Here is a 22327-nt window from a genome sequence, read left to right as displayed (position 1 = left end):
TCCCATCGAACAATCTCGTAGGTGAGGCCGACGGATGCGGGAACGCCTTTGTCTAAGGCGCTGGCCCAGGTAGCCGAACGTTCCACCCAGTCCAGCAGCCCAGAGGGTCATGAGGTTGGCAAGGGTATCGGAGCCGACGCTGGACAGGTTGCCCGAAACACCAGTGGTCTTGGTGTAGCTCGGGATAGCAGGGTCAACAGCGGCAACCGCGTGGGCAGTCGCAACGCCAGCAGCGACAAAAGTCATTGCCGCCATCAAACGCTTCAGTTTCATGCCTTACTCCTAGCAGAAAGGGTGTGTTAATTCGGGGCCAAGTATCGGCAGGCCGTGTGAACACTCTATGGCTGAAATATGACAATTGGATGAAAGGCCAGTACTGGACCTTTATGGGGCTGTGTTGCGCAGTGATGTTTTGATTGGTGACCGCGTTATCGTTTTTCGCGGGCAAGCCTCGCTCCTACGGATCTCATCATTTTGTAGGAGCCAGGCTTGCCGGCGAAGAGGCATTAATTAGCGACCCTTCCTCCAAAGCCAAGCGCCCACCAGAATCCCCACCGCACACAGCACCGCCACATAGTAGGCAGGCCCCATCGCGCTTTCCTTCAGCAGCAGGCTGACCACCATCGGGGTCAAGCCACCGAAAATGGCGTAGGCAACGTTGTAGGAGAAGGACAGGCCACTGAAGCGCACCACCGCAGGGAACGCCTTGACCATCACATAGGGCACCGCGCCGATGGTGCCCACCAGCAGACCGGTCAGGGCATACATCGGGAACAGCCAATCAGGGTGATCGGCCAGGCTGTGGTAGAAGGTCCAGGAGCTGGCCAGCAATGCGCTGCAGCCAAATACGAAGACTTTTCCCGCACCGAAACGATCGGCCAGCGCGCCGGCAACGACACAGCCAATGCTCAGGAAAACGATCGCCACGCTGTTGGACTGCAGGGAAGTGGTTGGGGAGAAATGGTAAACCGTCTGCAACACGGTCGGGGTCATCAGAATCAGCACAACGATGGCGGCCGACAACAACCAGGTCAGCAACATCGAAATGGCGATGGCACCACGATGATCGCGCAACACCGCACGCAGCGGCACTTCTTCAGCCAGGGCCTTGCGCTGCTGCAGTTCGGCGAAAATCGGCGTTTCGTGCAACCAGCGGCGCAGGTAAACCGAAAACAGGCCGAATACACCGCCGAGCAGGAACGGGATCCGCCAGGCGTAATCCGCGAGCTCCGCCGGCGTGTAAATGCTGTTGATCGCCGTGGCAACCAGTGAACCCAACAAGATGCCCGCCGTCAGCCCGCTGGTCAGGGTGCCGCAGGCATAACCGATATGGCGATTGGGTACGTGCTCGGAAACGAAGACCCAGGCACCGGGCACTTCACCGCCAATGGCTGCCCCCTGAATCACCCGCATCAGCAGCAACAGGATCGGCGCCCACATGCCGATCTGTGCATAGGTCGGCAACAGCCCCATGATCAGCGTCGGCACCGCCATCATGAAAATGCTCAGAGTGAACATTTTCTTGCGTCCCAGCAGGTCGCCGAAGTGCGCCATCACGATCCCGCCCAGCGGCCGCGCCAGATAGCCGGCGGCGAAAATGCCGAACGTCTGCATCAGGCGCAGCCATTCGGGCATGTCTGCCGGGAAGAACAGCTTGCCCACCACGGTGGCGAAGAAGACGAAGATGATGAAGTCGTAGAACTCCAGCGCACCGCCCAGTGCCGACAGCGATAGCGTCTTGTAGTCGTTGCGGGTCAACGGACGTGCGGATTGGGAAGGTTGCGCGATGCTCGAGGGCGCTGTGGTCATGGCAAGGGCTTCTCTTATAGTCTGATCTGCCGCCCCAACATCGCTGGCGAGGGCTCGGGCAGGTCCGGCACGATAGCAAATTGTTCGAAAAAGCACATGGATGCGCGTATTTGACGGTCAAAATGAGAACCCGACGGTCGTATCGGAGTCTATCGACCGATATACTCGCTACTGTGCACCGACTTGAAAGGGTTGCTGTGCGAAAACGCCTGTCAGGTTCATAGGCGATTTCGCAGAGTTTCCCTTAAGGCGCCTTACGAAAAACGTGACGAACGCAGTGTGTTCGGGGCTGAATCGTTTTTCCAAGACTCCAGCGCGTATACACTTTGCGCGCGGAGCCGTAAGACGGCTATTCACCGAAAGACATTCGAAGAGTCACGGGTCCGAGGCACCCCCGGCATGATAGAGCTCGAACAGGAAGATCCAATCCCGCAAGGCGACCTGGCCCTGCAAATCACCGCGCTTCCGCGCGAAACCAACGGCTTTGGCGATATTTTCGGCGGCTGGCTGGTGGCGCAGATGGATTTGGCGGGTACCGCAATGGCCAGCAAGGTTGCCGGTGGACGCGTAGCCACTGTTGCAATAGATCGCATGGCGTTCCTGGTGCCCGTGGCGGTGGGCGCACAGCTCTCCTTCTATACCCAGGCTCTGGAAATCGGTCGCAGCTCGATCAAAATGATGGTCGAGGTCTGGAGCGACGATCCGTTGTCCAGCGAATGGCGCAAGGTGACCGAAGCGGTGTTCGTGTTCGTCGCCATCGATGGCAGCGGCCGTACCCGTTCGGTTCCACCCCGCGCCCGCTAAAAAGAAGCTCATCAAACCCGGCGACCGTTTTGCGGTCCATTGCAGTCCTGTTAATGATCGAGAGCTGTCCCATGAGCACGCCTAACGTTGAAGCCGTGAAACTGGATGAACTGAACTGCTGGCGAATTCGTCATGGTCAGGCCGAATTGCTGGTGGCCCAGCAAGGCGCGCACATCCTCAGTTATCAACTGGCCGGCCAGCCGCCCCTGATCTGGCTGAACGAAGAGGCGGTGTTCAAGACCGGCAAAAGCATCCGCGCCGGTGTACCGGTGTGCTGGCCCTGGTTCGGCAACTTCGCGCGCAATCCTCAGAGCGTGCAGGCGATGCGCGTCGGCAACGAGCCCCCCAGCGCCCATGGGCTGGTTCGGGCAATGGACTGGGAGTTGGGCGGTATTGAAGCGGAAGGCGAAAGCCTGAAGATCGAATTCCTTCTGCCCTACCCCGAAGGTGGCCTGCCCGGCTGGCCGCATCAGGTGGACTTGAAGCTGAGCATTCGCCTGGACGAGCAACTGCACATCAGCCTCACCAGTGACAACCAGAGCACTGAAACCGTGACCATCAGCCAGGCACTGCACAGTTATTTTGCGGTCAGCGACGTGCGCAATGTGCACGTGGAAGGCGTTGACGGCCTGAGTTACATCGAAACCCTGGACGACTGGAAAACCATCACTCAGAACGGCGACCTGCACTTTACCGGCGAGACCGATCGCATCTATCTCAATGCTCCTGCACATCTGAGCATCGTCGACCCGGCATGGGAACGACGCATTGAGCTGACCAGTAGCGGCTCACGCTCGGCGGTGATCTGGAACCCGTGGATCGATCGCGCCGCCGCGTTCAGTGACATGGCCGACGATGGCTGGCAGCGCATGCTGTGCATTGAAACGGCGAATGTGATGGGCGATGTGGTGACATTGGCACCGGGCGCCAGCCATACGCTGGGCGTAAGCATCGGCAGCAAATCTGTCTGACACTCGATCATTCCCACGCTCTGCGTGGGAATGCCTCAACGGACGCTCCGCGTTCGGCTTTCAAACGAGGGACGCGGAGCGTCCCGGGCTGCGTTCCCACGCAGAGCGTGGGAACGATCAACTCTAAATCACTGTGGGAGCGAGCCTGCTCGCGATGGCGGTTTCATATCCAGCAAAGATGCTGGATGTTATTGCCTCATCGCGAGCAGGCTCGCTCCCACATGAGTTGAAGTGCTTACAGATCCGATTCCTTGACCACCCGCACCTTCGCCGCATCCAGCGCATACGCTGCGTCCGCCAGATCATTACTGACCTTCTCGATTTTCAGCGTGCCGGTGACCCACAGCGGCGTGTAGATATCATTGAGCTTCAAACCCTTGGGATAACGCACCAGCACCAGTTGATTGGGTGGCGGTGGCGGCACGTGGATGCAGGCACCGGGGTAAGGCACCAGGAAAAACAGTGTGCTGTGCCCCTTGGCATCGGTCTCCAGCGGCACCGGATAACCGCCCAGGCGGATGTTCTTGTCGTTCATCGACGGCACGGTTTTGGTCGAATACATCACCGCCGGCAGACCCTTGGCCTGCTTCATGCCGCCCTTGCTGGTAAAGGTGCCATTGGCTTCGGGGGAGTTGTGGTCGATTTCGGGCATGGCCTCGAGGGCTTTCTGGTCCGACTTGGGCATCAGCTCGAGCCAGTCGGTTTCCGGCAACTCGCCAGCATGGGCAAGGCCCGTTCCCAGGAAAAGAAGCGTAAATAGAAGACGGCGCATTAAGGTGCTCGGAAAGGGAAAGGACGTGGAACGCCGAGCATTCTAGCCCTCTCCGCGCGCCGTGCAGAGAGGGCTTTGTCGCCTGACTCAGCTCTTTTTGATAAAGCCGTAGATCACCAGCAAAATCACGGCGCCGACCAGCGCGCCAATGAAACCGGCACCTTGTCCTGCCTGATAAATACCCAGGGCCTGGCCGCCGTACGTGGCTGCCAACGAACCGCCAATACCGAGCAGGATGGTCATGATCCAGCCCATGCTGTCATCGCCCGGCTTGAGGAACCGCGCCAGCAAGCCGACGATCAAGCCGATAAAGATGGTTCCAATGATTCCCATGGCATTTCCCTCAGAATGAAGTGGCTATGCCAAAGCCTAGTCAGACTTTGGCATCCTGCCATGAGAGAACGGCGGTTCCGTAATGGTTCCACCGCTGCCAGGTGAAACTACTCGGCGATGAGCGCTTCGACCTTGAGGATCTGTGCAGCCAGCGTCTCGCGATCCGCGCAACGCAGGTTGGCGTGACCCACCTTGCGGCCGACCTTGAAGGCCTTGCCGTAGTGATGCAGATGGCAATCGGCAATGGCCAGGACCTTTTCGGTTTCCGGCACCTTGCCGATGAAATTGAGCATCGCGCTTTCGCCGACCTTGGCGGTCGAACCCAATGGCAAACCGGCCACCGCCCGCAGGTGGTTTTCAAACTGGCTGCATTCGGCGCCTTCAGTGGTCCAGTGCCCGGAATTGTGTACCCGCGGCGCGATTTCGTTGGCCTTGAGGCCACCGTCGACTTCGAAGAACTCGAACGCCATCACGCCAACGTAGTCCAGTTGCTTGAGCACGCGGCTGGAATAGTCTTCGGCCAGCGCCTGCAGCGGGTGATCGGTGCTGGCCACGGACAGCTTGAGAATGCCGCTGTCGTGGGTGTTATGGACCAGCGGATAGAATCGGGTTTCGCCATCACGGGCGCGTACGGCGATCAGCGAGACCTCACCGGTGAACGGCACGAAGCCTTCCAGCAAGCACGCGACACTGCCCAGTTCGGCGAACGTACCGACCACGTCTTCAGAGGTGCGCAGGACTTTCTGGCCCTTGCCGTCGTAACCCAGGGTACGGGTCTTGAGCACGGCCGGCAGGCCGATGGAAGCCACGGCGGCGTCCAGATCGGCCTGGGACTGAATGTCGGCGAACGCCGGGGTCGGAATCCCCAACTCCTTGAACATGCTCTTCTCGAACCAGCGATCCCGGGCGATGCGCAGGGCTTCGGCGCTCGGGTAGACCGGGACGAATTGCGAGAGGAATGCCACGGTTTCCGCCGGAACGCTTTCGAACTCGAACGTCACCAGATCGACTTCATCGGCCAGCTGACGCAGGTGATCCTGATCGCCGTAATCAGCACGCAGGTGTTCACCCAATGCAGCGGCGCAAGCATCCGGCGCCGGGTCCAGGAAAGCGAAGCTCATGCCCAGCGGAGTGCCCGCCAGCGCCAACATGCGACCCAACTGGCCGCCACCGATTACACCGATCTTCATCGTCAACAACCTCAGGCGATGCGTGGGTCTGGATTTTCCAGGACGCTGTCTGTCTGCTCAGCACGGAAGGTTTTCAGCACTTCATGGAATTGCGGGTGCTTGGCGCCAAGGATACTCGCCGACAACAGCGCGGCGTTGATCGCGCCGGCCTTGCCGATGGCCAGGGTGGCGACCGGAATGCCGGCAGGCATCTGCACGATGGACAGCAGCGAATCAACGCCCGAGAGCATCGACGACTGCACCGGCACACCCAGCACCGGCAGGTGGGTCTTGGCCGCGCACATGCCAGGCAAGTGCGCCGCGCCACCGGCGCCAGCGATGATCACCTCGATGCCACGCGCCTCGGCTTCTTCAGCGTACTGGAACAGCAGGTCCGGGGTGCGGTGGGCGGAGACCACTTTCACCTCGTAAGGGATGCCGAGCTTTTCCAGCATATCGGCGGTGTGGCTAAGGGTGGACCAATCGGACTTGGAGCCCATGATCACGCCAACCAGTGCACTCATCGTCGCGCCTCTTCTCTCTGGGCGCCCGCAGGCGCGTCAAAAAACAACAAGCCACGCATTTTGCGTGGCTTGATTGTACAAAAAATGGCCGGGCGAACCGGCCGAAGGCCGCGCAGTATACCGCAATACGACAGATAAGCAGCCCCCGTTTCGACCATCTGTCATCTGCCGCAAAGGCCCGGTTTTATTGACTCTAAGGTCAGTACCGGGGCATCACCCGATCCCTGTGGGAGCTGGCTTGCCAGCGATGGCGTCACATTGGCAAACATGGAAGGTGACTGACCTGCCGCAATCGCTGGCAAGCCAGCTCCCACAAGGTCCTGCAGGGTTTCAAGTACCGGTTGTATTTTGCGCCGCGCCGCCTTCGAGCTTGCGCCACAACAACCGTACGTTGGCCTTGCGGACCAGGGCGCAGCGGTACAGGCGGATCTCCAGCGGCACATGCCATTGCGGACCGCCACATACCACCAGCTCACCGCGCGCCAATTCCGCACGGACACTCAACTGCGGTACCCAGGCAATGCCCAGGCCTTCCAGGGCCATGCTTTTCAAGCTGTCGGCCATGGCGGTTTCGTACACCGTGGTAAAGCGCAAGGCGCGCTGGCGCAGCAGACCATTGACCGAACGCCCCAGAAACGCACCGGCGCTATAGGCCAGCAACGGCACGCTGGCCTCGCCCTCAAGATCGAACAATGGCTTGCCATCGGCGTCCGCGGCGCAGACCGGAAGCATTTCGGTATGCCCCAGATGCAGCGAAGGGAAAATTTCCGGGTCCATCTGCATCGCCGCGTCCGGATCATAGAACGCCAGCATCAAGTCGCAGCCGCCCTCACGCAACGCATGCACCGCATCACCCACGTTGGTCGCCACCAGCCGCGTGGCGATGTTCAGGCCTTCGTTGCGCAGTTGCGCGATCCAGCGCGGGAAAAAACCCAGTGCCAACGAGTGAGCCGCGGCGACTTGCATCACTTCGCCTTGCCCGCCTTCCAGATGATGAAGGTGACGCAGCACTTCACCCAGCTGTTCGACCACTGTGCGTGCAGTGACCAGAAACAACTGCCCCGCCGCCGTGAGCTCGACCGGCGTACGCGAGCGATTGACCAGGGTCAGCCCCAGCGCGGCTTCCAGGCTACGGATTCGCCGACTGAACGCAGGCTGGGTCACGAAGCGACGCTCAGCCGCCTGGGAGAAGCTGCGGGTCGCGGCCAGGGCACTGAAGTCCTCCAGCCATTTACTTTCCAGATTCATCACGCCCTCCCGAAAACGCACCAAATTAGGTCACACGTTCGCCGTGAACACGGCGTCACACGGGCATTATGCCGAATATGCATAGGGCAGTGTTTAACAGCATTGGCCGAAAATTCTCCACAAGCCTAGCATTTGCAGTGTTCCGGCACAGACCGGGTCCATATTGAGATGATTTCTATCATGTCCTCCGCTGCATCATTCCGCACAGAAAATGACCTGCTTGGCGCACTCGAAGTACCCGCTCAAGCGTATTACGGTATCCAGACCCTGCGAGCGGTGAATAACTTCCGCCTTTCGGGCGTTCCGATTTCGCATTACCCGAAACTGGTTGTTGGTCTGGCCATGGTTAAACAGGCCGCCGCCGACGCCAACCGTGAGCTGGGTCACCTGAGCGAAGCCAAGCACGCTGCCATCAGCGAAGCCTGTGCACGTTTGATCCGCGGCGACTTCCACGAAGAGTTCGTGGTGGACATGATTCAAGGCGGCGCTGGCACTTCGACCAACATGAACGCCAACGAAGTGATCGCCAACATCGCACTGGAGGCCATGGGTCACCAGAAAGGCGAGTACCAGTACCTGCACCCGAACGACGACGTGAACATGGCGCAGTCGACCAACGACGCGTATCCGACTGCGATCCGTCTGGGTCTGCTGCTGGGTCACGACGCGCTGCTGGCCAGCCTCGACAGCCACATACAGGCAATCGCGGCCAACGGAGAAGAATTCAACCACGACCTGAAGAAGGGTCGAACCAAACTCCAAGACTCCGTACCGATGACCCTGGGTCAAGAGTTCCGCGCTTTCGCCACCACCATGGGTGAAGACCTGGCCCGTCTGAAGACGCTGGCCCCGGAAGTGCTGACTGAAGTGAACCTGGGCGGCACCGCGATCGGCACCGGCATCAACGCCGACCCTCGCTACCAGGCCCTGGCCGTACAGCGTCTGGCACTGATCAGCGGTCAGCCGCTGGTGCCTGCTGCCGACCTGATCGAAGCTACCTCCGACATGGGCGCCTTCGTGCTGTTCTCCGGCATGCTCAAGCGCACCGCGGTCAAGCTGTCGAAGATCTGCAACGACCTGCGCCTGCTGTCCAGCGGCCCACGCACCGGCATCAACGAAATCAACCTGCCAGCGCGTCAGCCAGGCAGCTCGATCATGCCAGGCAAGGTCAACCCGGTTATTCCGGAAGCCGTAAACCAGGTGGCCTTCCAGGTCATCGGCAACGACCTGGCCCTGACCATGGCGGCCGAAGGCGGCCAGCTGCAACTGAACGTGATGGAGCCGCTGATCGCCTTCAAGATCCTCGACTCGATCCGCCTGCTGCAACGTGCCATGGACATGCTGCGCGAACACTGCATCGTCGGCATCACCGCCAACGAAGCACGCTGCCGTGAACTGGTCGAGCACTCGATCGGCCTGGTCACCGCGCTGAACCCGTACATCGGCTACAAAAACGCCACCCGTATCGCCCGTGTCGCCCTCGAAAGCGGTCGCGGCGTGCTGGAACTGGTGCGCGAAGAAGGTTTGCTCGACGACGCCATGCTCGCCGACATCCTGCGCCCGGAAAACATGATTGCTCCGCGTCTGGTTCCGCTCAAGGCCTGATCCGACGCGTTATCTGTAGCACCACTCACCAGGTCGAGGGACTAGACACCTCTCACCTTTTGAGGGCTTGGAGATCACTCTCCAGGCCCTTTTTTTTGTCTTTTTACAGCACCGCTCGCTCCTACAGAAGCAACACCTTCTTATGACTGAATGCAGCACAACGCTGACGGGAAAAATGACGGGCGCATCCTCTACGCCCGTCAGTTAAAGTGCAGAAAACTGTGGGAGCGAGCCTGCTCGCGATGGCGCACTGTCAGTCAACTTCGTGATGACTGACATACCGCTATCGCGAGCAGGCTCGCTCCCACAGGAACTCTTCCTTCCGGAGAATCTTCATGAATTCGTCGACCTACCCCGCCGCCCAGCACGTCATGGTGCTCTACACCGGTGGCACCATTGGCATGCAAGCCAGCGCCCACGGCCTGGCGCCAGCATCCGGTTTTGAAGCGCGGATGCGCGACTACCTGCACAGCCAACCCGACCTGGTCGTGCCACAGTGGCGTTTTCGCGAGATGGCACCGCTGATCGACAGCGCCAACATGACGCCGACCTATTGGCAGCAATTGCGCGAAGCGGTGGTCGAGGCCGTCGACGTGCAAGGCTGCGACAGCGTATTGATCCTGCACGGCACCGATACCCTGGCCTACAGCGCCGCGGCCATGAGCTTTCAACTGCTGGGTCTGCACGCCCGTGTGTGCTTTACCGGTTCGATGCTGCCCGCCGGTGTGACCGACAGCGATGCCTGGGAAAACCTGGGCGGGGCACTGGTTGCCCTGGGCCAAGGCCTGGCACCTGGCGTGCATCTGTATTTCCACGGCGAACTGCTCGACCCGACCCGCTGCGCGAAGGTCCGCAGTTTTGGTCGTCACCCGTTCAAGCGGTTGGAACGTCAGGGCGGCGGCGTGAAAGCAGCGTCATTGCCCACGGCGTTGAACTACAACCAGCCAAGGCAACGGGCGGAGGTTGCCGTGCTGCCGCTGTTTCCCGGCATCAGTGCCGGGATTGTCGACGGCTTGCTCGACAGCGGCATTCGCGGCCTGGTGCTGGAGTGCTACGGCAGCGGCACGGGGCCGAGCGACAACCCTGAGTTTCTCGCCAGCCTGGATCGCGCGCGGACCCGGGATGTGGTGGTGGTCGCCGTCACCCAGTGCCATGAAGGCGGTGTCGAGCTGGATGTTTACGAGGCAGGCAGCCGTTTGCGTGGCGTTGGCGTACTGTCCGGCGGCGGCATGACGCGCGAAGCGGCACTGGGCAAATTGCATGCGCTGCTGGGTGCCGGGCTTGAAACCTTAGAAGTACGGCGCCTGGTCGAACTCGACCTGTGCGGCGAGCTGAGCTGAGCGATATTTCTTGCCAGCAAAATCCAGGACCTCAGGCGCACAAGGCGCCCTGAGGTTTGCCGAAGCATACATAACTACCACCCTGCCCGACCGACGTATTCCTAGCATGGATGAACCAGAGGCTTGCCTCCGGTCATTTCCACTAAGTCGACAGGCAGGGATGCACCATGAATTCACCCGCTTTTACCTCCACGCAACAAAACCCCACGCTTCATAGCCCCACCGAAGCACTGATCACGCAGCTTTACGTGGGTCCCGACTTTCGGGAAGTGGCGGCAGGGCTTCTGCGCCCGGCCTTGCAGGCGTTGTATCCGACACTCGAAATCGACCCGAACCTGACGCTGGCAGGTACGCCCCAATGGGAGCTTATCGACGATGAGATTGTGCCCGGCCCCATCAAGTATCAAACGCTGACGGATATCCTCACGAACCAAGCCATCCTGGGCATCCCGGCCCTTTACATCGAGGGTGAGCACTTTCTTACCCGCTACCCGATTGCCGACCCCGCCATTCATCTGCCTGTGCGTATGGATGAAATCGCCCGCCTGCTCAATGCGCTGGCACCGGTCATGCTCAGCGCTTACCAGGAAGAACAGGTGACGTACTGGAACAAGGCCAGTGCAGATGGCAGTCCACGCTGGCAGACGCTGTCCGGCACGCTACGCAATTTATGGAATGTCGAGCGCGTACCCGGCTGGACCGCCGATGACTGCCGCATGGCCCGCAGTCTGTTCAATACCCCCGAGTTCGATGATCGAACGTCCGGCATGAAAGGCATCAAAGCCTGCCTGGTCGATTGCTACCTGATCGACAACCGAAACGAAAAACAACCGCGACAAACGTCGATCGCCGTGCTGATCGGCAGCGAAGGTGAACGCACCACGGTGCTGACTCATTCACTGACCAACGGTTTTCGAAAATTCACTTCGCTGGAGCAGTTCAGTGAATCGCTGTCGGCAATGGTCGGCCATTACGCAGACTCTCGGGAGCTGCAATGGCAGCTGTGGGAACCCGACGGCAACTTCTTCGATCGCCAGGCTTGTCGCCTGATTTCCCTGCAGCTCGAGGCCATCGCAGCACTGGACTTCTCCGATCTCAGGTTCGTCAGTCCTATCGATCGATCACTTCAATCACCACCGGCAAAGGAAGCCGAAATACAGGGCACAGTCGATGTGGGCTGGTACGAGAACCAGTTGCCTGACTGGCTGAAAACCGCCTCTCTCCCCGACTTGAACAACTATGCACGTCACCTCAAGGACCTTGCCGCCCTGCACAGCCTGAACGCAGGCAAGTCCTTCCTGGATGACATCCCGCTCATCACCGATTACGCACTGCATGCGTTGAAGACTGAAATGCTCAAGGACCATGCCGAGGCCGCAACACTGGATCTGGAATCGTTCGAATTGCGCGTCCAGAGCCCTGTCATCTGGGGTACGTTCATCGTTCCCGGCAAAATCGAACGCAGTGCCTTCCGTCTTGCCGATCTGGCCCTGCAAAACCTGATCGTGCTGCCCATTGGCGATAAAACCCTTCACTCAACCAAGGGCACGGCGCTCCCTGCCTGGATGACCGTCGAGTACATCGAACGACTCATCACCAGGATCGACATCGGCAGTGCCTACCCGGCCCTGATAAAAAGCAAACTGCTGGATGATCCGTTGGAGGCTCAACGGCGACAGGCCCTGTACACAAAGCACTTGCGCATCCAATTACCGTTGCTGGCGCTGCAATGCAAAATTCGCGGCCAGGACGGCATCGACTCGCTGGGCTGCCGTTACGTTGCCGCCTTGATGGAGCCCGAGGCGAAGAACCGGACAGTCGATGGGCAAACCATCGTCATCCGTCCCTTGGCTTTCCTGCCCAAGCGCCGGCGGGATACCACGACGGACATCGTCGCCAACATGTTCGTGATCGGCCCCCGCGATCCATCGGCTGGCCCCTGTCTGCTTTATCGGCCGATGCTCGATCAACCCCTGACCCAATACCCTTCCACAACCAATTTGCTGTACGCCATTGCGCAATCTGCAAACCTGCGTGACTCGGTGCTGGCCTGGCTGGCCGATGATGTGCGCGACGACTATGCCAACTACGTCTTCCCCAACGCATTGCCATCGCCCTGGGTGGTGGCGGATTTTCTGGTGGATGCCAACAAACTCGAAACAATGACCGGTCCGATGACACTCGGTAAACAGGAGGTGAGCGGCGATCCATTCTCGGCACTGTTCAAGGCCAACACCGACGCGCTGGTGAAGATGGCGGACCGACAATCGGTGTCGAATGCGGAGAGCCGCTGGGCCAGTTTCAAGCAGGCCGGATGGATGATTTTCGGCACCGTGCTGCCATTTTTGGGGCGCACCGCTGGCATCGCGGCATGGATCTGGCAAATCATGGATCAGCTCAACACGCTGGTCGAAGCCCGAGAGAAAAATGACACGCCGGCGAAGTGGGCTGCACTCATTGATGTCTTGCTCAATCTCGGCATGGCGATCACCTTGCACATCGCCACTCGCGGGCCGACGCCAAAGCGCCCGGCAAATGATACGTCCCGGCCGGAACCTGCTCCGATCAGGCAACCTCTGACTTTGACGAAACTCCCCGACCTCGCCGGGGAAGCACTGCCTGCGCAGGATCAAAACCTGTTCAGCATCGGGGCCCTCAGTCGCAGCGCCAGCAGCCTGTCGAAGGTGCTGGACAGCTTCAAAACCGACCGTCCCCCACGGCTGGGTACAGCCAACAGCGAAGCCGGAGCCTGGCAACACCTCTATGGCGCCAACCACAAATGGTATGCGCCGGTGGGATCACGCTGGTTCGAGGTCACGGTGAACGACAATGAGGATGTCGTGATCATTGACCCGAAGCAGGCCGATCGCACCGGACCGGTCCTGGTCAAAAACCTTAAGGGTGAATGGTTCATCGACACCCGCTTGCGTTTGCGCGGCGGTGGACCCAAAAGCCTGATCAAAAAAGCCGAGGTACTGGCACAGCAGCGTGCAACGGAGCTACGTACACAGCTGACGGCGTTCGAGAATGGCAAGGCCGCCGCTCAACGCGAGTTGCAACAGGCTCATCAAGCGATGACTCAAGCCACGCCTGACACCACCGCCGGCAAACGCCAGCTCTATCTACAACGGTTGGAATCTCAGCGCGCGGACTATGAAACAGCCTTGCAACGCCTCAAGGCACTGCAGGTTTTTTCGCCATTACCGGACTACCAGAAAAGAGCACTCAACTACCTCAAGGCCCAGCTGGATCTTGGCCATGCCGGTATTCGTGAAGCACTGACTGCTTTTACCCCCAAACTGCGCATCGTTCTGGACCGTGTCGAACAACAGGCACAAGACCGGCAGCAACGCTACATCGACGATGCTCGCATCATGACGCGATTGAATCAGGACATGATCGAGCGCCTGCAAGGTATCGAGTCACGATTCGGCGAACTGAAGTCCCTGGAAAAAGAAGGCATGCGTCTGGTTCAAAGCAGCAAAAAGCTGCTTCCGGCCTACACCGTCGATGATCTCAAGGCGCTTCAGGTCACCATGGCGCGCAACCTGTGCCTGACACCCGCCAGCCTCACGACAGCGGCGGACGCCTGGACCACCCTCGATAAAATCGTCGACGGCGCCGACATTGCTATCCAGACCTTGCGAGACACCCTGGACCTTCTTGGTCCGGCACGCCTGGAGGAACGAATCGAAATACTCAACGGCCTGATCGAACAGTTCAATGTCATCGACGACCGATTACAGGATTTCCACAACGAATTCACTGCCCATGTACTCAGCAAGCCGGTCGAAGGATTGCGCCGGCAGATCGATGAGTTCAGCAAACGAGGTGCCAGCCACCTGGTACTGGCACTGGAAGAAAGGGCCACCGCCAGGGCCACTCGCGGACTGCTCGCCCCCCCGCCCAGGCCGAAGAAGATATTCATCAGAACCCGCTACAACGGCGTGCTCATCGGCGAGCCGCAACTGAATGCACTGGGACTGGAAACCAGCCTCGTGGATATCACCTCACCGCTGACGAACAAGGTCATTGCGACCTTTCACGAGAAAGCGCCGGGGATTTGGGTCGAGCGTGTGACAAGGACCAAGGCACCGAGCACTCCGGTCGACCTGCAAACCAGCCTGCGGACCGGCCAGACCTTGCTCGACGACCTGGGCGCCTTCAACACCCGCATGGCGACACAAATGAATCAGCCAACGCGCACCCCCGCGGGAGTCGAATACCTGTACCACGACCAGGCCCGGCAACTGGAGCAAGCCAGTAGCGACATCGAGCGGGCGCTGACCCGGCTCAATGTAACCGAGAGCCGGCCGCCATCGGCGGCGACCATCAATAAACAGCTCTACGATGCGATAGAGACGCTCTTGCGACAGGCGAAAGTCGATCGCCTGAAACTGACCCAACAACAATCACCGACGGTCTCGGGCCTTGAGTGGCTCAAAAACAACCAATACGTCAGCATCACCAAAACCGTCTCCCGACGCCGCTTGAAGGCTGACAAACCCACCTGGCTGGACGAATACGCCATCAAGGATAAAGGCGACCAGCAGATCCTCTGGTACGCGCACTTCCACTACACGACCTCGTGGAGCCCGGCCAGGACCTTTACTTATGCACGCCTGAAAACCCCGCAAGAACAACGCATGGGCCTGGCGGCAGATGTGGCCACAAGCCTGCCCGAGCAACAACGATTGGCGTTTTACCGCAGCATGGTGGGTACGGAGCAAGCCCGGCGGATTTTTTTCACTCCGGATTGAATGCCTTTGCCAGCGTGCCGACTCACGGCACGCTACTTGCTGTCATACCGTCAACCAACGGCAGGAATGGCCCATGCTCCACTCCCATCTCACCACCCTCAATGCGGTTTCGCTGGTACTCAACGCTTTCAAGGCCGAAGGTCTGTCCGGTGACGCGCTGTTGGCCGGAAGCGGCATCAGCGCGGCGGATCTGAGCCGTGCCGACACACGCATCACCACCAACCAGGAGATGCAGGTCTGCGCCAATGCCGTTGCGCTCAAGCACGATATCGGTCTGGAGCTGGGACGGCGCATGCACGTTTCGTCCTACGGCATTCTCGGCTACGCATTGCTGACCAGTGCCACCTTCGGTGACGCGTTACGCCTGGCGATGCGTTATCCGGCGCTGCTGGGAACACTTTTCGAACTGAGCCTGGAGGACGATGGCGAGCGCGTCTGGTTCGTCGCGGCCGATTATCGGGAGAGCCCGGCGCTGGCGGCGTTCAACGCCGAGTTCTGCCTGGTCTCGCTGAAAGTCACCTGTGACGACCTGCTCGGGCATCCGCTGCCATTGCTGGCCGCGCGCTTCGAACATGCCGCTCCCGATTATGAAGCGACCTACACCGAACACTTCCACTGCCCGCTGCACTTCGGTGCACGGGACAACGCCTTTGCCTTCGACAAAAAATGGCTCGACCAACCCTTGCCACTGGCCGACGTCATCACCCATCAGGCCATGGCCGAACGCTGCCGCAAGCAGAACACCGAGTTCACCGGGCGCCAGGCCTGGCTGGGACGGATTCGCCAACTGCTCAGCGCGCAACTGAACGCCGCGCCGGGGCTGGAAGGGCTGGCTGAACAGATGAACTGTTCGGCGCGAACCCTGCGCCGCCACCTGAAAGATATGGGCTGCAGCTATCAGGAATTGCTCGACGAACTGCGCTTCGAGCAGGCCAAGCAGATGCTTTGCGAGGATCAACTGCCGATCTACCGGATCGCCGAGGCACTGGGCTTCAGCGAAACCGCCAGTTTTCGCCATGCATTCGTGCGCTGGAGCGGTGTGGCGCCGAGCCAGTTTCGCCCCTGAAACACCACCAATCCCCGTAGGAGCGAGCGGTGCGGCGATCCGGCTTGCCCGCGAACCTTTCAGCGTTTCCATTGACGCCTTCGCGGGCAAGCCTCGCTCCTACAGTGGATACGTGGGGTTTCTCAGGAGGGGCGAATTTCGGTCAGGTATTTTGGCCATATCGATCCCCTTTTGGCCTTTCCTGACGTTCTCCAAAATCTTTCCTGCCGCAAGACTGTGTTCAACCGAATCAGCCTGCGGAGAACAACAATATGCTGACGATCTACTCGAACGATCACCACCTGCACCACGGCCGTTGCGAATTGATAGACGGGCAACTCAAGCCTTGCTTCGAAATGCCATCGCGTGCCGACCACGTGCTGGCCCGCGTGCAAAAGCAGCAACTGGGGCCCGTGCAAGAGCCGAAGGACTTCGGTCTGGGCCCCATCGAGCGCATCCACAGCCGCGACTATCTCGACTTCTTCAAAGGCGCCTGGGCTCGCTGGACCGAGTTCAAGACTGACGGCGACTTGCTACCCTACACCTGGCCTGCCCGCACCTTGCGTCGCATCAAACCCGCCAGCCTGCACGGCGAACTCGGTTATTACAGTTTCGACGGCGGCGCCCCGATCACCGCCGGCACTTGGCAGGCCGCCTACAGCGCCGCCCAAGTGGCACTGACCGCTCAAGCGGAAATCCAGCGGGGCGCACACAGTGCCTTCGCCCTGTGCCGTCCACCAGGACACCACGCCGCCAGCGACTTGATGGGCGGCTACTGCTACCTCAATAACGCCGCCATCGCCGCCCAGGCATTCCTCGACCAGGGCCATAAAAAAGTGGCGATTCTCGACGTCGACTACCACCACGGCAACGGCACCCAATCGATTTTCTACGAGCGCAGCGACGTGCTGTTCACCTCGATCCACGGTCACCCGGAAGCCGAATTCCCGTTCTTCCTCGGCTATGAAGACGAACGTGGCGAAGGCGCCGGTGAAGGTTACAACTTCAACTATCCATTGGCCGCAGGATCGGGTTGGGACATCTGGAGCCAGGCGTTGGACCAGGCCTGCAAAGAAATCGAAAACTACGGTGCGGACATCATCGTCGTGTCCCTGGGCGTCGATACCTTCAAGGATGATCCGATCTCCCAGTTCAAACTCGACAGCCCGGATTATCTGGCGATGGGCAAGCGTATTGCCGCGCTTGGCAAACCGACGCTGTTTGTCATGGAAGGCGGTTACGCGGTGGAAGAAATCGGTATCAACGCGGTCAACGTGCTTGAAGGCTTTGAAAGCGCGCAATGAGGAACACGACAATGAACAGACTCAAGCGCTTCATCGCCCCGGCCTTGTGCGCGACGCTGCTTGGCGGCGCCGCTCACGCAGAAGAACGCACCCTGCGCGTCTACAACTGGTTCGACTACATCACCCCCAAGGCCCTGGAAGACTTCAAGGCCCAGAACACCCAGACCAAACTGGTCTACGACATTTTCGACACTAACGAAGCGCTGGAAGCCAAGCTGCTGACCGGCAACTCCGGCTACGACGTGGTGGTGCCGTCCAACGTGTTTCTTGCCAAGCAAATCGAGGCCGGTGTGTTCCAGCCGCTCGATCGCAGCAAACTGCCGAACTGGAATCACCTTGATCCGAAGCTGATGAAGCTGATCGAAGCCAACGATCCGGGCAACAAGTTCGCCGTGCCTTACATGTACGGCACCATCCTGATCGGCTTCAACCCGGACAAGGTCAAGGCCGTGTTGGGTGCCGATGCTCCAGTGGACAGCTGGGACCTGATCTTCAAGGAAGAGAACATCAGCAAGCTCAAGCAATGCGGTGTCGCCCTGCTCGACTCACCCTCGGAGATCCTGCCGCTGGCCTTGCAGCACCTGGGTCTGGACCCCAACAGCAAAAAACCGGCTGACTATGACAAGGCTGAAGCGCTGTTGATGAAAATCCGCCCGTACGTGACCTACTTCCACTCGTCCAAGTACATGGCCGATATCGCCAACGGCGACATCTGTGTCGCGGTCGGTTACTCCGGCAGCTTCTCCCAGGCCGCCAACCGCGCCAAGGAAGCCAAGAACGGCGTGGTCGTCGACATGCGCCTGCCCAAGGAAGGCGCGCCAATCTGGTTCGACATGCTGGCCATCCCCAAAGGTGCGAAGAACCCGGAAGACGCCTACACCTTCATCAACTACCTGCTGCAACCCCAGGTGATTGCGCCGGTCAGTGACTTCGTCGGCTATCCCAACCCGAACAAGGACGCCACCGGCATGGTCGACCCGGCGATCCGCAACAACCCGAACCTGTACCCGACCGAAGCGGCGATGGGCACGCTCTATACCCTGCAACCGTTGCCACGCGATGCCGAACGTGCGCGGACAAGGGCCTGGACCAAGATCAAGTCAGGCACCTGACCGCACCGCTGAATCGAAAGACCCGCCCTGACGCGTAATGCTGTTCACTTAAGCGAAGGTATTCTCTGTAGGAGCGAGCATGCTCGCGATGATCGCCAACAATAACGTTGGAAACCTGACACCCCGCGTCGCTCTCAGGATCATCGCGAGCATGCTCGCTCCTACAGTAAGTAACCTTCGTTCAAGGGAACAGCATTACGCCCTGACGCGGGTCTTTTTTTGCCTGCACTATTTATCTACCGCCCGCCGCACGCCCTCGCCTTCTACCTTGCCCTGATCCGGCGCTGATCAGCACCTACGTTTCAGAGGCCGATGAACTGTCCAACGGTTACACCCAGGCGCTCGATCAACTCCAAGCGTGGCGCGAAGCAGGGGGAAACGGGGGCTTTTATCAGAAGCAACTGATGCGCTTTACCGTGGAACAGCATCGTTACCTCAGCGTCTGGATGAGAATGAAAGTGCGCGAGTACGCCACCATCGCGGGCCCGCTGGTCACAGAAGCGAAGATTGCGCTTGCTCGCGCCGAGCACATGGCTGCCGCCGAAAAAGCCATCGTGGTGGGAAACCAGATCGTCGATCGCCTTGGACGACTCCATACCTCGCTGAACACACTGGATGGCGACACCGGAGCCACCCGTAAAGTGTCCGCAGACTTGAAAAAGCTGCTACCTCCATTCACTCATTTTCACTTCGAAGCCAACGAGATCGGAATGTCCACCGAGCTGTGCCTGCGGGAGCTTCAAGACACTGACACAGAGACATTGCGTGAGCTTGTCGTGACCGTTTTCGATAACGCGGCCGATGCCGGCCACACCCTTGCCGCGAACCCCGTCGACGCGTCATCGATGCATGAGCCGGCGCTGGATTTCGGACAGCTCACGGAACTGGTCGACCGTCTGGCAGATGCCGAGCGACGACTGGAGGAACTGTCCGTTGCCTGGGCCGAACATCTGGAGCCCGTTCGATTCAAGCGCATTCGATATCTGGTCGAGCAATTTCATCAGCAGGCTCGCGCTCGTTTGCTCGCACGACTTCCCGACCCGGACGAAGTACCTGTGAAGTCGCAGACCAGACCAGGGCCTAAAGCGTCTACCTCCCGAGTCATGGGCAAGGTCAGCAAATCCCGACCTCGGGTCGAGGCTGAAAAGTCATCCTCGACCGAACCTGTGGCCCCACCGCAAACCGTTCCCGTCATCAAAGCCATGCCCAGGCGCCCACCACAGCCCACCGCACTGGACGATGCAGCCATCGTGAGCAAGGGAATTGACCTGAATGACGAACTCGATGGCTTCATCCGGCGTACACGCGCCGACGCACAGCGACCTTCCCGCGTGCCGGCCGACATGAAGGACCTGTTCGATCAGCATGCGACACGTCTCGAACAATCGGCCAATGATGTTGAGGGTGTACTGGCTCGCAAAGCCGCGGAGTTTCCAGTTGGTAGCCTTGGCGCAGAGTTGCGTGCCGGTGCCGCCAGAACCCGTCGCGAAGGAGTCGCGGTATACGGCGCCATGATTGCCGGGCGCAGGCCGCGGGAAACTTACCTGCAATGGCTGAAGGACAACAATCTGGTGGAAATAGTCAAAGACGAACGCGGCCGTATCAAGACCCGGCAACGCCAGGACTACTTTCAGGAATACAGAGTCCTGGACAAGTCTCAGCACAACAAACCGTTATGGGTCGCACACTTTCACTACGACCATCTGACCGACGCCGATGATCAGTTCACCGCTGCTCACCTTAAATTTGCCGATGCCTACCTGCAAACATTGCCGGAACCACGGCGTCAGGAATTGAGCACCTTCGACCCGGTGGACAACGCATTGCGCCGGATTACAAATCCGACGGTTCTGGACCTTTTTCTCAAGCCTGAACCTGCACCGGCCTGAACAGGATCAGTTGCACCAGACCTCACGCAATCGTGCCAAAGCCTTTTCGATCGCAGGTTCTGGCACGGCGGCAAAACCCAGCACCAGGCCGGCGCGTTGATCCAGCGGCTCCTTCGAATCGGGCAACCAATAACTACTCAAACCGTTGACCTCGACGCCCACACTTTCAGCCTGTTCTATGAGCTCCTGCTCGCGCGCCAGACTGCTCACCGCGACGGTCATGTGCAGTCCGGCCATCACGGCGGGCGGGCTGCCGACGCCTTCGATGTTGGCCGGCCAATGGGCCAACAGACAATTGCGACGCCCCAGGGCCGCGCGGCGCATGCGCCGGATATGCCGCTGGAAATGCCCGGCGGCCATGAATTCGGCCATGACGGCCTGTGTACTCACTTCGGAATGCCGCACGTCCACGGCGCGCCGTTGCGCGAATGCCTGCACCAGCCCCGGCGGCAGCACCAGGTAACCCAAACGCAGTGCCGGAAACGCAACCTTGCCGAAAGTCCCGACGTACAACACCCGGCCCTGCCGGTCGAGCGCCGCCAAGGGTGCCAGAGGGGCGCCGCTGTAACGGTACTCGCCGTCGTAATCGTCTTCGACGATCCAGCCCTGGGTACGCTCGGCCCAGGCCAGCAACTCCAGGCGTCGCGCCAGGCTCATGACCACGCCGGTCGGGTATTGATGGGATGGCGTGACATAGGTCAGGCGGCAATCACCCAGCCGAGCCAGTTGCGTGCAGTCAATGCCCTCGCTGTCTACCGCGACGCCATGCAGGCGCGCCCCCGCTACCGCAAACGCATGACCTGCTGCGCGATACCCTGGATTTTCAATCGCCACGGCATCGCCAGGCTCCACCAGCAACTGTGCACAAAGGCTGATGCCCTGTTGCGCACCACTGGTGATCACAATTTGTTCAGCTGTGCACTGCATGCCACGCGAACTGCGCAGATACGCGGCGATCATTGCGCGTAGTCGCGCATCGCCAGACGGGTCGCCGTAGCACAGCTGCTGTAAATCCGGTTTGCGCCAGAAAGCCGCATTCAGCTTGGCCCAGACCTCAAAAGGAAACAGATCAAAGGCGGGAACCCCGACTCGAAACGCTCTGGGCGGACCGCTCGGCGGCGTCGGTAAATGATTCCTTTCAACACGTGCCAATGCGCCGCTGTGGATAACTTCGCTGGATAAAACACCAGGTAAATTCGACTGTTTTGTGGATAACCCTGTGGGTAAGTCTGTTGAAATCCCTGTGGATACTTTTGTGGATAGTTTTTTGCCTGGCAAAGTGCTGGAAGTTATTTGCGCGACATAAGTCCCGTCCCCCACCCGTCCTTCAATGAATCCTTCGGCATAGAGCTGATCGTAAGCGCGCACCACGCTATTTCGGGAAATCGCCAGGGCGGCGGCCAGATCGCGACTGGCCGGCAAACGTGTGCCGCTGGCCAGCCGACCGTCGAGCACTCGCATGCGCAGTGCCTGATAGAGCTGGCGGCTCAACCCCTGACGACGATCGAGCTCGATACCCGCCGGGTTGAAGGACAAGGAAAGCGGTACATCCGTCATGGTAATGGACCTATGAAATTGGTCATTAATGGCTCTTACAACAGACCAATAGCCTGCCTAGGATGCAAGCAATCGCCAAGGAATA

16 protein-coding genes and 1 pseudogene are annotated in these 22327 nt (G+C 59.7%); 9 read left to right on the top strand and 8 right to left on the bottom strand.

Features of this window, described 5'->3' with window-relative positions; all coding sequences use genetic code 11:
• Together ACQKP2_RS11500 and ACQKP2_RS11495 are read right to left on the bottom strand one after the other, a co-directional pair.
• Positions 1–273 (bottom strand): annotated as a pseudogene (locus ACQKP2_RS11500) (hypothetical protein); the annotation flags it as partial.
• A gap of 237 nt (positions 274–510) precedes the next feature.
• Positions 511–1809: an MFS transporter gene (locus tag ACQKP2_RS11495; protein ID WP_427576460.1), complete on the bottom strand. Its 1299-nt coding sequence runs from the start codon at positions 1807–1809 to the stop codon at positions 511–513.
• Between the two features lie 399 nt (positions 1810–2208).
• Here ACQKP2_RS11495 and ACQKP2_RS11490 point away from each other — a divergent pair, with 399 nt between their 5' ends.
• Complete coding sequence (locus tag ACQKP2_RS11490; RefSeq protein ID WP_007942704.1) at positions 2209–2613, top strand: acyl-CoA thioesterase; 405 nt, start codon at positions 2209–2211, stop codon at positions 2611–2613.
• A 71-nt stretch (positions 2614–2684) separates the two neighbouring features.
• Complete coding sequence (locus ACQKP2_RS11485) at positions 2685–3584, top strand: D-hexose-6-phosphate mutarotase (RefSeq protein WP_427576459.1); 900 nt, start codon at positions 2685–2687, stop codon at positions 3582–3584.
• Between the two features lie 235 nt (positions 3585–3819).
• On the opposite strand, the gene ACQKP2_RS11480 is transcribed toward ACQKP2_RS11485, so the two are convergent.
• From ACQKP2_RS11480 to ACQKP2_RS11460, 5 genes are all read right to left on the bottom strand, one after another.
• Entirely contained in the window at positions 3820–4356 is a 537-nt protein-coding gene (locus ACQKP2_RS11480) for a DUF3299 domain-containing protein (RefSeq protein ID WP_427576458.1), read from the bottom strand.
• Positions 4357–4443: 87 nt separating this feature from the next.
• Complete coding sequence (locus ACQKP2_RS11475) at positions 4444–4689, bottom strand: GlsB/YeaQ/YmgE family stress response membrane protein (protein ID WP_427576456.1); 246 nt, start codon at positions 4687–4689, stop codon at positions 4444–4446.
• Positions 4690–4796: 107 nt separating this feature from the next.
• The gene (locus ACQKP2_RS11470; protein ID WP_427576454.1) at positions 4797–5879 is read right to left on the bottom strand and encodes a 5-(carboxyamino)imidazole ribonucleotide synthase; all 1083 of its coding nucleotides are present in this window, start codon (positions 5877–5879) and stop codon (positions 4797–4799) included.
• 11 nt (positions 5880–5890) lie between these two features.
• Positions 5891–6382: a 5-(carboxyamino)imidazole ribonucleotide mutase gene (gene purE, locus ACQKP2_RS11465; protein ID WP_150634558.1), complete on the bottom strand. Its 492-nt coding sequence runs from the start codon at positions 6380–6382 to the stop codon at positions 5891–5893.
• A 330-nt stretch (positions 6383–6712) separates the two neighbouring features.
• Positions 6713–7630 carry a LysR substrate-binding domain-containing protein gene (locus tag ACQKP2_RS11460; RefSeq protein WP_427576452.1) on the bottom strand — a complete coding sequence of 306 codons (918 nt, stop codon included), beginning with the start codon at positions 7628–7630 and terminating at the stop codon, positions 6713–6715.
• 180 nt (positions 7631–7810) lie between these two features.
• Here ACQKP2_RS11460 and ACQKP2_RS11455 point away from each other — a divergent pair, with 180 nt between their 5' ends.
• The 7 genes from ACQKP2_RS11455 to ACQKP2_RS11425 all read left to right on the top strand — a co-directional run bounded on the left by ACQKP2_RS11455 (position 7811) and on the right by ACQKP2_RS11425 (position 20685).
• On the top strand, positions 7811–9235 hold the full coding sequence (locus tag ACQKP2_RS11455) for an aspartate ammonia-lyase (RefSeq protein WP_427576450.1): 1425 nt from the start codon (positions 7811–7813) through the stop codon (positions 9233–9235).
• A gap of 335 nt (positions 9236–9570) precedes the next feature.
• Positions 9571–10575 (top strand): asparaginase, encoded by a 1005-nt coding sequence (locus tag ACQKP2_RS11450; RefSeq protein WP_427576448.1) that lies wholly within the window; start codon positions 9571–9573, stop codon positions 10573–10575.
• 167 nt (positions 10576–10742) lie between these two features.
• Positions 10743–15335 carry a dermonecrotic toxin domain-containing protein gene (locus ACQKP2_RS11445; RefSeq protein ID WP_427576447.1) on the top strand — a complete coding sequence of 1531 codons (4593 nt, stop codon included), beginning with the start codon at positions 10743–10745 and terminating at the stop codon, positions 15333–15335.
• A gap of 73 nt (positions 15336–15408) precedes the next feature.
• On the top strand, positions 15409–16401 hold the full coding sequence (locus tag ACQKP2_RS11440) for an AraC family transcriptional regulator (protein ID WP_427576446.1): 993 nt from the start codon (positions 15409–15411) through the stop codon (positions 16399–16401).
• A gap of 251 nt (positions 16402–16652) precedes the next feature.
• Positions 16653–17684, top strand: coding sequence for a histone deacetylase family protein (locus tag ACQKP2_RS11435; RefSeq protein ID WP_427576444.1), 1032 nt, complete (start codon positions 16653–16655; stop codon positions 17682–17684).
• Positions 17685–17695: 11 nt separating this feature from the next.
• Positions 17696–18796 (top strand): polyamine ABC transporter substrate-binding protein, encoded by a 1101-nt coding sequence (locus ACQKP2_RS11430; protein WP_427576442.1) that lies wholly within the window; start codon positions 17696–17698, stop codon positions 18794–18796.
• 404 nt (positions 18797–19200) lie between these two features.
• Entirely contained in the window at positions 19201–20685 is a 1485-nt protein-coding gene (locus ACQKP2_RS11425; protein ID WP_427576441.1) for a hypothetical protein, read from the top strand.
• 6 nt (positions 20686–20691) lie between these two features.
• Here ACQKP2_RS11425 and ACQKP2_RS11420 read toward each other — a convergent pair whose 3' ends face one another.
• Entirely contained in the window at positions 20692–22242 is a 1551-nt protein-coding gene (locus ACQKP2_RS11420; protein ID WP_427576440.1) for a PLP-dependent aminotransferase family protein, read from the bottom strand.
• Positions 22243–22327: the final 85 nt, after the last annotated feature.

Origin of the sequence: Pseudomonas sp. NPDC089569 (assembly GCF_050280625.1) — a bacterium.
Classification (GTDB): domain Bacteria; phylum Pseudomonadota; class Gammaproteobacteria; order Pseudomonadales; family Pseudomonadaceae; genus Aquipseudomonas.
The sequence above is the reverse complement of the archived record's forward strand: the minus strand, read 5'-3'. Positions and strand labels throughout refer to the sequence as shown.

Coding starts and splice junctions, on each gene's coding strand:
- ACQKP2_RS11495 (WP_427576460.1), bottom strand. CDS start 1,809: ATGACCACAGCGCCCTCGAGCATCGCGCAACCTTCCCAATCCGCACGT.
- ACQKP2_RS11490 (WP_007942704.1), top strand. CDS start 2,209: ATGATAGAGCTCGAACAGGAAGATCCAATCCCGCAAGGCGACCTGGCC.
- ACQKP2_RS11485 (WP_427576459.1), top strand. CDS start 2,685: ATGAGCACGCCTAACGTTGAAGCCGTGAAACTGGATGAACTGAACTGC.
- ACQKP2_RS11480 (WP_427576458.1), bottom strand. CDS start 4,356: ATGCGCCGTCTTCTATTTACGCTTCTTTTCCTGGGAACGGGCCTTGCC.
- ACQKP2_RS11475 (WP_427576456.1), bottom strand. CDS start 4,689: ATGGGAATCATTGGAACCATCTTTATCGGCTTGATCGTCGGCTTGCTG.
- ACQKP2_RS11470 (WP_427576454.1), bottom strand. CDS start 5,879: ATGAAGATCGGTGTAATCGGTGGCGGCCAGTTGGGTCGCATGTTGGCG.
- purE (WP_150634558.1), bottom strand. CDS start 6,382: ATGAGTGCACTGGTTGGCGTGATCATGGGCTCCAAGTCCGATTGGTCC.
- ACQKP2_RS11460 (WP_427576452.1), bottom strand. CDS start 7,630: ATGAATCTGGAAAGTAAATGGCTGGAGGACTTCAGTGCCCTGGCCGCG.
- ACQKP2_RS11455 (WP_427576450.1), top strand. CDS start 7,811: ATGTCCTCCGCTGCATCATTCCGCACAGAAAATGACCTGCTTGGCGCA.
- ACQKP2_RS11450 (WP_427576448.1), top strand. CDS start 9,571: ATGAATTCGTCGACCTACCCCGCCGCCCAGCACGTCATGGTGCTCTAC.
- ACQKP2_RS11445 (WP_427576447.1), top strand. CDS start 10,743: ATGAATTCACCCGCTTTTACCTCCACGCAACAAAACCCCACGCTTCAT.
- ACQKP2_RS11440 (WP_427576446.1), top strand. CDS start 15,409: ATGCTCCACTCCCATCTCACCACCCTCAATGCGGTTTCGCTGGTACTC.
- ACQKP2_RS11435 (WP_427576444.1), top strand. CDS start 16,653: ATGCTGACGATCTACTCGAACGATCACCACCTGCACCACGGCCGTTGC.
- ACQKP2_RS11430 (WP_427576442.1), top strand. CDS start 17,696: ATGAACAGACTCAAGCGCTTCATCGCCCCGGCCTTGTGCGCGACGCTG.
- ACQKP2_RS11425 (WP_427576441.1), top strand. CDS start 19,201: ATGCGCTTTACCGTGGAACAGCATCGTTACCTCAGCGTCTGGATGAGA.
- ACQKP2_RS11420 (WP_427576440.1), bottom strand. CDS start 22,242: ATGACGGATGTACCGCTTTCCTTGTCCTTCAACCCGGCGGGTATCGAG.